This window comes from Seleniivibrio woodruffii (assembly GCF_029267515.1).
Lineage (GTDB): Bacteria > Chrysiogenota > Deferribacteres > Deferribacterales > Geovibrionaceae > Seleniivibrio > Seleniivibrio woodruffii_A.
Window position 1 is genome coordinate 168598 of the sequence record NZ_JAJUIS010000001.1, and the last position, 12523, is coordinate 181120.

Below are 12523 nucleotides of genomic sequence, written 5' to 3' on the forward strand. Positions count from 1 at the left end.
ATTGAAAAGATGTCAGAGACTGCCCTTCGTGGACATTATCTGATCTGATTCTATGCGCACCGCCTCTTTAATGGAGCGCGCAAAGCATTTGAACATCCCTTCAATGATGTGGTGAGTGTTTCTTCCGTATCTTTTAATAATGTGCAGGTTTATGCCCGCTCTGTCGGCAAACGCCTTGAAGAATTCCTCCGTAAGTTCCGTGTCGAAGTCTCCCACTTTCTCAGCGGGAATATCCGCATCGAAGTTAAGGTAGGTTCTGCCGGAAAAATCCACGGCGCACTCGATAAGAGTTTCATCCATGGGCAGAAGGAAAAATCCGTATCTGCGGATGCCCTTTTTATCGCCCAGCGCCTCGCGGAAAGCATCGCCCATGACAATGCCTATGTCCTCTGCCGTGTGGTGTCCGTCGATGTGCAGGTCGCCTTTCGCCGTGAGTTCCATGTCGAAACCGCCGTGCCGTGTAAAAAGCTCAAGCATATGGTTAAGAAAACCTATCCCCGTGTCGATGACGTACTTTCCGCAGCCGTCCACGTTAAGAACAATGGATATTTCCGTTTCCGTTGTCTTTCTTGTGATGCTTGATTTTCTTTCAGCCACCGCAAACTCCTCGAACTTTTATTTTACTTTACTGTCCTGATATATTATCCTAACATGACGTAAAAATAAATATCTATTGCAGATGTTTTCCCTTTTATGAGAGACAGCATATAAAATGAGATACCGTAAATCACTCACCAAAAATTATGATCTGAATGAAAACGACGTAGATAATCTTCTCTTTATCAAACCCCTGATTTCTAAGTATAAAGATGAATTTATAGAAGATTTCATGGACAGGATGAAGACACACGCCATCAGCGAAAAGCAGGTAGCCGCCATGGAGGCAAACACTGCGAAACTCGCCATGTGGTTCGACATGCTTTTCGACGGCAGCGCCGACAACGCTTATTTCGCATTCGTGGGCAAGCTGGGGCTGTCGCTTAACAAATACAAATTTGACCCTGAGTTCATCTCATCCATGATGAGTTTCGTGCGCCTCTGGCTCCACGAAAAGATATTCAGCCTCATGGAGGACGATGTGCGCAGAAAGAGCATCCTGCTCTCCATGCACAAGATGCTGGATATCAACAACGAACTTATAATCAGCTCATATTATGAAAAGCTGGTCAGCTCATACAACCCCGTCCACAGCTACCGCAACAAAGTGGTTGATATAAGCGAAAAGTTCTCTTTCGCCGTTCACGCGCTCATGGTGGTTGTTCTGATAGGACTTACGCTCACCGCCGGATACGCATTTATAGACGAAACGGTTCACCTGTTCGGCGAACAGCCGGACCATGCGCTGATAACCGCTCTCGGTTCTCTCCTTATAATCTGGGTGCTGGTGGAGCTTCTCCACACAGAAGTACAGATGCTGAAAGGCGGCAAGTTTAAAAACTCGATATTTATAAGCGTTGCTCTGATCGCTTTCATCAGGGATCTTATGATAATAACTCTCAAACATGAGACAACAAACATGCTCCAGCATGGATTCATTCTTGCGGCGATAACTGTTCTCGGAATCGTATACTGGCTCATCGTTCGCACTGAAAATAATAATTAACCGGGGTTTTTAATGTTCAAATCAGTTTTGCAGAAAATATTCGGCTCATATGCCGAACGCTATATCAAGACCATGCAGCCCATGGTTTCGGCTGTGGCAGCTCTTGAGCCTAAGATGCAGGAGCTTTCCTTTGACCAGCTCGCGGAAGCGGCAGCCATGTTGAAAGAGAAGCTGGCAAACGGAGCCACGGAAGACGATATCATGAACCAGACCTTCGCACTCGTGCGCGAGGCGGGACGCAGAACACTGAACATGCGCCACTTCGACGTTCAGCTTATGGGCGGATACGCACTGCACAAGGGCAAAATAGCCGAAATGAAAACCGGTGAAGGCAAAACCCTTGTGGCAACTCTTGCCATGTCCCTTAACGCAATGGGCGGAAAAGGAGCGCACCTCGTAACGGTCAACGACTACCTCGCAAGACGCGATGCGCAGTGGATGAGCCCCATATATCTGGCGCTGGGTCTTTCCGTGGGCATCATAAACCACGAACGCTCATTCCTTGTGGAATGGGACGACAAAGAGGCGTTCACAACGAAACTCGCCGAAGTTACACGCCCGGAAGCATACGCAGCGGACATCACATACGGAACAAACAACGAGTTCGGTTTCGACTATCTGCGCGACAACATGAAGCCGCCCCATGAACCCACTGCACAGCGCGAAATGAACTTCGCCATTGTGGATGAGGTGGACTCCATCCTTATCGACGAGGCGAGAACGCCCCTCATCATCTCCGGTCCCACAGAGAGAAGCACCGAAAAATACTACAACGTGGATATGGTTGTGCGCCAGCTCAGCGCAGAAGCTCACTATAAAGTTGACGAGAAGAACCGCTCAGTTCAGATGAACGACGAAGGCATCAACTTTGTCGAAAAGGAACTCGGCATTGATAACCTTTACGACATCAAATATGTCGACGTTCTCCACAACGTAAACAACTCACTTAAAGCCCATGCCATTTTCAAAAAAGACGTGGACTACGTTGTTAAAGACGGTCAGGTCATCATTGTCGATGAATTTACAGGACGACTCCAGCCCGGCAGACGCTATTCCGACGGGATGCACCAGGCTCTGGAAGCCAAAGAGGGCGTACAGATTGAGAGCGAAAACCAGACGCTGGCATCCATCACATACCAGAACTATTTCCGCATGTATAAGAAACTTGCAGGCATGACGGGTACCGCTCTCACAGAAGCAAACGAGTTCATGTCAATCTATAACCTCGGCGTTGCCGTTATCCCCACAAACATGAGGATGATACGCAAGGACTACACAGATGTCATCTTCCGCACTGCTAAGGAAAAATATATCGCCATAGTGGACGAGATTGAAGAGATGCACAAAACGGGCAGACCTGTTCTTGTGGGTACCAGTTCAATCGAAAAATCCGAACTGATAAGCGACCTGCTCGACCGTAAAAAGATAAAGCACGAGGTTCTGAACGCAAAGAACCACGAACGTGAAGCTGAGATTGTTAAGGACGCAGGTCTTAAAGGAGCCGTTACAATCGCAACAAACATGGCAGGACGCGGTACCGACATTAAGCTCGGCGACGGAGTGCGCGAACTTGGCGGTCTGCACATCATAGGTACCGACAGACACGAATCAAGACGTATCGACAACCAGTTGAGAGGTCGTGCCGGACGTCAGGGTGACCCCGGTTCGTCCCGCTTCTTTGTCTCTCTTGAAGACGACCTTATGCGCATCTTCGGTTCGGAAAAGATCGCTTCCATCATGCAGAAACTCGGCATGAAAGAGGGCGAATCCATCGAACACCCCATCATTACCCGCTCTATTGAGGGCGCTCAGAAAAAAGTTGAGGCGTTCCACTTCGAAATAAGAAAGCACCTGCTGGACTATGACAACGTCATGAACCAGCAGAGAAACGTTATATACACACTGCGCCGTGATATCATCTCCGGCGGCGCCTCCGATGAGATAGTCGCTGAAACCATTGACAACGTCATCGACGCTATGGTTGAGGCGCATGTCAACGCGGCTGAAAAACCTGATTATGAGGCATTTGAAAAAGAAATTTCCGAAGTTTTCGATATAGAGTTTTCATTTGCAGAAGACAGAAGGCAGCTCCACAGTGAAGTAGACCGCCTGAAAACCCTTGTAAACGCAAGGCTTGAACAGAAAAAACAGGAGTTCGGCGGGTTCTTCGCAGACGTTGCAAGGTTCCTGTATACTTCAATTCTCGATTCAAAATGGAAAGAGAATCTTCTCCACATGGATCATCTGCGTGATTCTGTTGGTCTGCGCGGATACGGACAGAAAGACCCGCTGAACGAATATAAGCGCGAAGCCTACAACCTTTTCATAACTATGATGAACAAGGTAAACAGCGAGGTTATCCGTGTACTCTTCCATGTTGAAATGAATAAACAGTCCGACATTGAAGAGGCTGAACAGAAACAGGAGAGGGTTCAGACCAAAGAGGAACAGCGGGATATATTCGCCGAAAAACCCCAGCAGCAGGAAGATAAACGCACACCCATTAAAAGAGAGTTTCCCAAAGTCGGGCGCAACGACCTCTGCCCCTGCGGCAGCGGAAAGAAATATAAAAAATGCCACGGCGCGAACGAGCCGGATGCAAACGAAGACTAAGCGAAACAGCCTTAAAAGGTATATAATAGGGGAGCTGAAAAACTCCCCTTTTCTTTTTGAGGCGCTTTATGAAAGAATTTCCTTTATCAAAAGCCTACAGATTCATCGAACCTGGTCCCGTAATTCTCCTTTCAACTTTCAACGGACAGAAGAACAACGTAATGACCCTCAGCTATACCATGGTCATAGACGACAGCACACCGCTTATAGCTGTCAGTATGGGTACATGGGATTTCAGCTTTGACATTCTGCTGTCGGAACGGGAATGTGTGGTTTCAATACCATCAGACAATATGCTGGAAAAGACTGTGGATATAGGCAACTGCACCGGCGCGGATACGGATAAATTTGCGAAATTCGGTCTGACGGCAGTGAAAGCTGCAAGGGTGAAAGCACCGCTTATAAAGGAGTCTCCTGTAAATCTTGAATGTGTGATAGAGGATGATTCACTACTGGGCAGATACAACCTGATCATTCTCAGGGTTGTTAAGGCATGGTGTTCTCAGGAGCATTTCAGAAAGATCCACCACAACGGCGACGGCACGTTCACAGTTGACAGCGAAACGTTCGATATGAAAAGCCGCATGACCCGCTGGCCTGAATATATAAGCTAGCAACGCCCAGAAATGCGCAGACTATGGGCATTAAATTTTTGTGGTCAGATGCGAGTTATGCAAGGGTGGCAAGGTTAGACGAGCAAAATGTCACATTATATTGCAGCAGAAAGTAAAAGAGCGGTAAAGACCTCGCTCTACCGCTCTCTTCATTAAGACAGCCGCTTTGTACAAGCAACCATACATTCTTAATAGTATTTGTACTTGTCGTTGAGTTTACGCTGAAGTTTCTGCTGTTTGCGTTTAGCTTTGAGCAGTTTTTTTCTGCGAACCTCTGTGGGTTTCTCATAATAGGTATGAGTTTTAATCTCCCTAATGAGACCCTCGCGCTCTATCTTCTTTTTCAGAAGTTTAAGAGCGTAGTCGACGTTATCGCCGTCAACCTTTACAATAGCGTTAATTGCCACTGTAATCACATCCTTTTCTATAAATTTAAATTAGCACTATATCGAGCACCTGATCGATATGCTCCACCAGATGAACACGAAGCATACTTCTAACATCCGACGGTATATCTGTCAAGTCCTTATCGTTGGCTTTCGGTAAAATAACTTCTTTTAAGCCCGCTCTGTGTGCGGCAAGCACCTTTTCCTTTACTCCGCCGATGGCGAGCACGCGTCCGCGCAGGGTTATCTCTCCTGTCATCGCGATGTCGCAGCGCACCTGACGTTCAGACAGCGCGGACAGGATAGCCGTTGTCATGGTAATACCTGCGCTGGGTCCGTCCTTTGGCACTGCGCCTTCGGGGACGTGAATGTGCAGGTCAAAGTCGGAAAAACGTTTAGCGGGTATCTGAAGCCGCGTGGCACAGCTTTTCGCGACGGTAAACGCCGTCTGTGCGGATTCCTTCATAACGTCGCCCAGCTTGCCCGTAAGCTGCAGTTTCCCGCTGCCTCTGTATATCGCAACCTCTATCTGCAAAATATCTCCGCCGTACGGAGTCCATGCCAGTCCTGTTGCAACACCGATTTCTATCGGGGCCGGTATCGCTTCGAAACGGAATTTCATCTTGCCAAGGAATTTATCAAGATTTTTATCGTTTACCTTAACGGTTTTAAGGTCGGGATTTTCAACTATCTTCTTCGCCGCCTTACGGATTATGGAGGCTATCTCACGCTCAAGGTTTCTGACACCCGCCTCTTTCGTATATCCGCGGATAATGCCGTATACGGCGCTGTCGGCAATTCTGACCCGTTCGCTGTCAAGATTATGCTCTTTAAGCTGTTTCGGTATCAGGAATTTAGCCGCAATGCCGAATTTTTCCTTTTCGGTGTAACCTGTGACGGGGATTACCTCCATCCTGTCCAGAAGTGGTCTGGGGATACCGTCAAGGCTGTTGGCGGTGGTGATGAACAGTACCTTTGAAAGGTCGAACTCCACCTCAAGGTAGTGGTCAACGAACGTTGTGTTCTGTTCAGGGTCGAGCACTTCGAGCAGAGCGGATGAAGGGTCGCCCCTGAAATCCGCACCCAGCTTGTCAATCTCGTCCAGCAGGAACACGGGGTTCATGCTCTTTGCCTTTTTGATGCTCTGTATTATCTTGCCCGGCAGCGAGCCGATGTATGTTTTTCTGTGTCCGCGTATCTCAGCCTCATCACGCACACCGCCAAGTGACATGCGAACGAACTCCCTGCCCATAGCTTCGGCTATGGAGCGCGCCAGAGAAGTCTTGCCCACTCCCGGAGGTCCTGTGAAGCAGAGTATCGCGCCCTTGATATCCGGCGCTATTTTTTTGACTGCGAGGTATTCAAGGATACGTTCTTTGGGCTTCTCAAGCCCGAAGTGGTCGCGGTTAAGTATCTCTTCCGCATTTTTCAACTCCAGCTTGTCCTCGGTGTAGTTTCCCCAGGGCATAGAGAGTATCCAGTCCAGATAGTTCCTTACAACGGTTGCCTCGGCACTCATGGGGGACATGAGTTTCAGCTTCTTAAACTCTTTCTTCGTCTTCTCTTTAACTATTTCGCTGAGTTTTGCAGTGTTTATCTTCTCTTCAAGCTCGTCAATATCCGCTTTGAAGTCATCATCCTTCCCCAGCTCCTCGTTGATAGCCTTAACCTGCTCGCCCAGATAGTACTCTTTCTGGGCTTTGGACATCTGGTTTTTCACCTTCTGCCTGATGCGGTTGTCCATCTTGACAAGCTCAATGTACGTCTGCACAAGCTCAATAACTTTTTCAACACGCTCCTGTGCATTGTCTATCTCAAGAACTGTCTGCTGTTCTGTGTTCTTAACAGGCATATAAGAAGCAACAGAATACGCCAGTCTGTTTATATCGTCGATCTCCGTAACGGTATTAAGTATATTATCGTTTATCTTTTTAGAAAATTCGGCATAGCTGCGGAAGCTCTCCGCCAGCATCTTAAAAAGTACAGGCTCTTCCGTGCTGTCAATTTCGCCGTCGGGTATTATGCTGACGTTTGCAAAAAGGCAGTCGCCCTCGTCCGCCATGGACAGTATCCGTCCGCGCTGCACACCCTCCATAAGGAGCTTAACGGTACCGTCGGGCAGCTTTAGCACCTGTAATATTTTTGCGGACACGCCTGTGGTATAGAGGTCTTCAAAAGACGGATCATTCACCTCCTCGTCCTTCTGCAGAACGAAAAAGACGTGACCTCGGGTCTTTTCAGCAAGTTCGACGGCATTCACAGACTTATCGCGTCCGACGAACACCGGAGTTATCATATAGGGGAAAACCACCATATCCCTGAGGGGTATAAGCGGATATTGCTCTATTCTCTCCATTTATCACCTGTAAATTTAAATCAGACTGCCGCGTCAGCTTACAGCTTCCTCGCAGAGACAGATTCCTTTAGTCTTCGCGGGGAACAACGTGACGAAGCGATCTCAAATCGTTGTAAATTTCGGCACAAATAAAGCAAAGCTCCCCTGAGGGAGCGTTGCTTTTATGTATAATAAGTTGATTTTTACAAAAAGGGCAAGGGTTACTTGCAGGATATGTTAAGCTGTCTCTTTTTTGTTTTCATACATCAGGATGGGTTTTGCATTCTCGTTGATAACATCCTCGTTTATGATGCACTCGACGATTTCGCTGTCGGAGGGCACGGTGTACATAATGTCCATCATAGCCTCTTCGAGTATGGAACGCAGACCTCTGGCTCCCGTCTTTCTGTTCAGCGCTTTTTTGGCAACTGCTTTCAGAGCGGAGTTTGTGAAGGTCAGTTTAACGTCGTCAAAAGAGAACATCTGAATGTACTGCTTAATGAGTGCGTTCCTGGGTTCCTGCAGTATTCGCACAAGAGCCTCTTCGTCCAGATCTTCAAGGGCTGCTGCAATGGGAAGTCTGCCCACAAATTCGGGGATGAGACCGAATTTGACAAGATCGTCGGGGCGAAGCTGCTTGAGCAGTTCGAACCTTGTATAGTCCTTTGTTCCGACGGATTTTGTTGTAAATCCGAGGGATTTTTCGCCGATACGCTTTTTGATGACACTGTCGAGAAATTCGAAAGCGCCCCCCACTATGAACAGGATATTTGAGGTATCAACCTGAATATAGTCCTGTTGGGGATGCTTGCGTCCGCCCTGCGGCGGTACGTTGGCGATGGTGCCTTCGATTATTTTAAGAAGTGCCTGCTGAACACCTTCGCCGCTGACATCTCTTGTGATGCTGGGGCTGTCGGTCTTCTTGGCTATCTTGTCTATCTCGTCGATGAATATGATGCCGTTCTGTGCTCTGTTAACGTCGTAATCGGCGTTTTGAAGGAGCTTGAGAACGACGTTCTCAACATCCTCACCGACGTATCCGGCTTCCGTAAGAGTGGTTGCGTCTGCAATGGCGAAGGGTACGTTAAGCACTCTTGCCAGAGTCCTTGCCAGAAGGGTCTTGCCCGTTCCGGTGGGTCCCAGAAGGAGTATGTTGCTCTTTTCAAGCTCAACTTCGCTCTTTTTGCCGTGGAGAACTCTTTTGTAGTGGTTGTGAACGGCAACGCTCAGCACTTTCTTAGCTTCCTGCTGACCGATAACATACTCGTCCAGCTTCTCTTTAATCTCCGCAGGAGTGAGAAGTTTAAGAGCGGTATCCTCTTTGATGCCGTCTTCAAGGTCTTCTTTAAGGATTTCGTTGCAAAGTTCTATGCATTCGTTGCAGATGAATACGTTGGGACCTGCAATCAGTTTTTTTACTTCGTCCTGAGTTTTTCCGCAGAATGAACAGGAGAGTGTTTCTTTTTTTGATTTCGCCATGAACACACCTCTTTATGGGTATACCGAAAACAGGCGTCCTGCCGTTTTCGGTCAACGCTTAGCACAGGCAAAGCCTATGCACGCTTACTTTTAGCCTGTTTTATACTGTAAACCGTATAAAATACACTAAAAGAGGCACATCCTGTGCCTTGCGGTCAGCCGTAACAGCTTTAGTCATTTTCGGGCGCAGTTGTGCGCGCAGGATTGTTTATCTACACAAACATATGCATAAGTGTAAATATTTCAACCCCTCCTGGTGAATACATCGTCTATAAGACCGTACTCTTTAGCCTCCGCAGCCGACATAAAGTTGTCTCTGTCGGAATCTTTTGTAATCTGCTCAACGGTTTTACCTGATGCAGAAGCAAGAATTCCGTTTAAGACCTCTTTCACGCGGAGAATTTCTTTCGCGTGAATTTCGATGTCTGTCGCCTGCCCCTGCGCACCGCCGAGAACCTGGTGTATCATGATGCGTGCATGGGGAAGAGCAAATCTTTTACCCTTTGCACCTGCCGCAAGGAGAACGGCGCCCATGCTGGATGCCTGTCCGATGCAGATTGTGGATACGTCGGGTTTGATGTAGCTCATTGTATCAAGTATGGCGAGTCCGTCAGTAACGACCCCGCCGGGGCTGTTGATGTAAAGGAAGATGTCTTTATCTGGATCTTCCGCTTCAAGAAACAGCATCTGGGCAATGATGGAGTTTGCGACACCGCTCTCCACCTGTGAGCCCAGAAATATTATCCTGTCTTTCAGCAGACGGGAGTAAATGTCGTAAGACCTTTCTCCTCTTCCTGTCTGCTCAATGACATAAGGGATATAATAGCTCATATTACGCTTCCTTGGCAGCCTTTGACGCCTCAGCTATTTTAGCGTCTCTCTCCGCCTTGCTGATAACTTTTTCGGCGATTTTGTTATTAGCTGTAAGATAATCGTAGACCATGTTGGTGAAAACAGTGTTTCTGAAAGAAGCTATGCCGCCGTACTGCTCAAGCTCTTTTTTGAAATCATCAACAGATCTCTCAAATTTTTCCGCGTATTCCGCGATTGCCTTATCAACATCCTCATCTGTGGGGTTGATATTGTTCTTTTCGGAAATTTTGTTGATAACAAGAGCGCTTTTAATCTGTTTTTCAGCAGTTTCCATGTGCTGTTCGGCAAGTTTCTTCTTATTAAGTCCGAACTGCTCAGGGTTCATGCCGTACATGCTGTACTGGCGAAGCGTCTGCTCAGCAAGTTTTTCCGCCTGTTCTACAACCATGACAGCCGGAATCTCGAAAGGGTTCTCTGAAATTATTTTATCAAGCATTGTGTTGTAAAGAGCGTCTTTTGAAAGGTCTGCCGCTTCGGCGTTGAGGTCTTCCTCGATAGCTTTCAGAAGTGCTTCCGCTGTTTCATATTTTTCGCCGATGCTCTTTGCGAAAGCGTCGTCGAGTACGGGAGCTTTTTTCGCTTTTATTTCATGCAGTGTGATTGTGAAAACCACAGGCTGACCTGCGAGGGATTTTTCATGGTATTCGGAGGGGAAAGTGACTGTGATGTCTTTAACATCGCCGACTTTCATGCCGACTATCTGCTCTTCAAAACCGGGGATGAAGGTGTTTGAACCTATTTCAAGTGAATATGCTTTTGCACAGGCGGAGGGGATAACCTCGCCGTTGAGCTTGCCTTCAAAATCTATAACAGCCATGTTGCCGTTAACAACTTCTCCGCCTTCAACGGTTTCGAACTGAGCCTGACGTTTCAGAAGGTTTTCAACAACAGTGTCAATGTCCTCTTTTTCAACGCTGTTGATTTCTTTTGTAAACTCGAAACCTGTGTAGCTGACAACATCAAACACGGGAAAAACGTCAACATATACTTTGAAAGTGATGGGTGAATCGTCGTCCTCAAACTTAACGTCTTTAACTTCGGGCTGACCCATTGCTCTGATGCCGTTTTCTTCGATAGCGTTTTTTACGCCTTCATTTATAACGTGTTCAAGGGCATAAACGCGGATAGCGTGCCCTTTTTCTTTCATAACAACGTCTTTGGGGGCTTTCCCTTCACGGAAGCCGGCAACTTTGACGGTTTTTGCAACTTTATTAAATTCGTTTTCAAAGGTATCTTTAAAGACCTGTGCAGGAATCTCCACACTGAGTTCTTTCTGTGACTTTTCTTTGTCCGCAACAGTAACTTTCATTGTTTTCTCCTTGGAATATATCAAAGAATATAATTGACTAATTTGGATTTTTAAGCGGGTGACCGGGCTCGAACCGGCAACCTCAACCTTGGGAAGGTCGTGCTCCACCAGTTGAGCTACACCCGCGGAAGGTATGATATGCGAGTGAAGGGACTCGAACCCCCACGCCTAGGACACTAGATCCTAAGTCTAGCGCGTCTACCAATTCCGCCACACTCGCCCAGACCAGTATATAAAAAAGGTGGCTGACGGGGATCGAACCCGCGACAACAGGAATCACAATCCTGTACTCTACCGACTGAGCTACAGCCACCACAAGACAAGCGCACCCATGAGGACTCGAACCTCAAACCTACGGATTAGAAGTCCGTTGCTCTATCCTGTTGAGCTATGGGTGCGTATCGGTCTTACGAATCACGAAACTTATCAAAAGACCTTCATTAAGTCAATAGCTAATTTAACCCGTTTATACATTACTCCTTGATTTGAAATCAAAAACATCATATTACAATTCTACACGAGGTTAAGATGATTACATACAACGATACTCCTGTTTACATCGGCACTGCGGGGTACAAATTTGACGACTGGCTTGGCACTTTCTATCCGAACCAGTTCCCCAATGAAGAGATGCTGAAGTTTTACAGCCGTGATAAGGGAATTGATTTCCTTGAGCTGACATTCACTTTCTATAACGACCCCACTGAGGAGATTACCGCCAACATAGCGGAAAACGGCTCCGATGAACTCGCAATATCAGTGCGTCTGGGCAAACGCTTTCTGAAAGAACCCCCCGTAAAGGAAGACGCAAGCGAATTTAAAAACGGTCTCTCTCCTATATATAATAGAGTGAAGGCGTACTTTGCTGATTTTTATAACGGTTTCACACCATCAAGGGCAAACTTTGAGCATATACTGCGTCTGCGCGACACCTTCTCAGACAGACCATTCTTTGTTGAGCTCGCAAACCGCGGTTGGGCAAGACAGAAATATCAGGAAGAATTTAAAGAAAACGGCATTGGCGTCGTTAACGCTGATTTCCCGTCAAGTGCAGGGCTGGCACCCTATTCCGTTAAGGCTTACAACAATATGTCATACTTCCGCCTGTACGGAAAAAGTCCAGAATGGGAAGGACCTCAGAACCGCGACCTGAACTACCGATATAATCTGAAACAGCTTGATAAATTCAAAAAAGATATAGACATAGTAGCGTCCGTTTCAAGCTCGGTGTTCGTATCCTTCTGCAACTCCGCAATGGGCAGTGCCGCCGCAAACGCAATAGATCTGAGAAAAATGCTCACAGAGGGCTGA

Annotated in this window: 10 protein-coding genes and 4 tRNA genes; 4 read left to right on the forward strand and 10 right to left on the reverse strand. The window is 47.2% G+C overall.

Annotated elements, in window-relative coordinates; all coding sequences use genetic code 11:
- Positions 1–12: 12 nt before the first annotated feature.
- Positions 13–597, reverse strand: a complete 585-nt coding sequence (gene hisB, locus Q7P67_RS00785; RefSeq protein ID WP_303849731.1) for an imidazoleglycerol-phosphate dehydratase HisB — start codon at positions 595–597, stop codon at positions 13–15.
- Positions 598–712: 115 nt separating this feature from the next.
- Between hisB and Q7P67_RS00790 the strand changes: the two genes are divergently transcribed.
- The 3 genes from Q7P67_RS00790 (at position 713) to Q7P67_RS00800 (ending at position 4830) form a co-directional block, all read left to right on the forward strand.
- Positions 713–1603, forward strand: coding sequence for a phosphate-starvation-inducible PsiE family protein (locus Q7P67_RS00790; RefSeq protein WP_303849733.1), 891 nt, complete (start codon positions 713–715; stop codon positions 1601–1603).
- A 12-nt stretch (positions 1604–1615) separates the two neighbouring features.
- The gene (gene secA / locus Q7P67_RS00795) at positions 1616–4216 is read left to right on the forward strand and encodes a preprotein translocase subunit SecA (protein ID WP_303849735.1); all 2601 of its coding nucleotides are present in this window, start codon (positions 1616–1618) and stop codon (positions 4214–4216) included.
- Positions 4217–4284: 68 nt separating this feature from the next.
- On the forward strand, positions 4285–4830 hold the full coding sequence (locus Q7P67_RS00800) for a flavin reductase family protein (RefSeq protein WP_303849738.1): 546 nt from the start codon (positions 4285–4287) through the stop codon (positions 4828–4830).
- 188 nt (positions 4831–5018) lie between these two features.
- On the opposite strand, the gene rpsU is transcribed toward Q7P67_RS00800, so the two are convergent.
- From rpsU to Q7P67_RS00845, 9 genes are all read right to left on the reverse strand, one after another.
- On the reverse strand, positions 5019–5237 hold the full coding sequence (rpsU, locus tag Q7P67_RS00805; protein WP_132871188.1) for a 30S ribosomal protein S21: 219 nt from the start codon (positions 5235–5237) through the stop codon (positions 5019–5021).
- Positions 5238–5262: 25 nt separating this feature from the next.
- A complete protein-coding gene (gene lon, locus Q7P67_RS00810) occupies positions 5263–7572 on the reverse strand; it encodes an endopeptidase La (RefSeq protein ID WP_303849742.1) in 2310 nt (769 codons plus the stop codon).
- A 216-nt stretch (positions 7573–7788) separates the two neighbouring features.
- Complete coding sequence (gene clpX / locus Q7P67_RS00815) at positions 7789–9030, reverse strand: ATP-dependent Clp protease ATP-binding subunit ClpX (protein ID WP_303849744.1); 1242 nt, start codon at positions 9028–9030, stop codon at positions 7789–7791.
- 243 nt (positions 9031–9273) lie between these two features.
- A complete protein-coding gene (gene clpP / locus Q7P67_RS00820; protein ID WP_303849746.1) occupies positions 9274–9861 on the reverse strand; it encodes an ATP-dependent Clp endopeptidase proteolytic subunit ClpP in 588 nt (195 codons plus the stop codon).
- A gap of 1 nt (position 9862) precedes the next feature.
- Positions 9863–11212: a trigger factor gene (gene tig / locus Q7P67_RS00825; RefSeq protein WP_303849748.1), complete on the reverse strand. Its 1350-nt coding sequence runs from the start codon at positions 11210–11212 to the stop codon at positions 9863–9865.
- A 53-nt stretch (positions 11213–11265) separates the two neighbouring features.
- Positions 11266–11338 (reverse strand) — tRNA-Gly (locus Q7P67_RS00830).
- Between the two features lie 13 nt (positions 11339–11351).
- Positions 11352–11432: transfer RNA gene (locus Q7P67_RS00835), tRNA-Leu, on the reverse strand.
- Between the two features lie 20 nt (positions 11433–11452).
- Positions 11453–11525: transfer RNA gene (locus Q7P67_RS00840), tRNA-His, on the reverse strand.
- An 11-nt stretch (positions 11526–11536) separates the two neighbouring features.
- A tRNA-Arg gene (locus Q7P67_RS00845) sits at positions 11537–11610 on the reverse strand.
- 130 nt (positions 11611–11740) lie between these two features.
- Here Q7P67_RS00845 and Q7P67_RS00850 point away from each other — a divergent pair.
- Positions 11741–12523 (forward strand): DUF72 domain-containing protein, encoded by a 783-nt coding sequence (locus Q7P67_RS00850; protein WP_303849750.1) that lies wholly within the window; start codon positions 11741–11743, stop codon positions 12521–12523.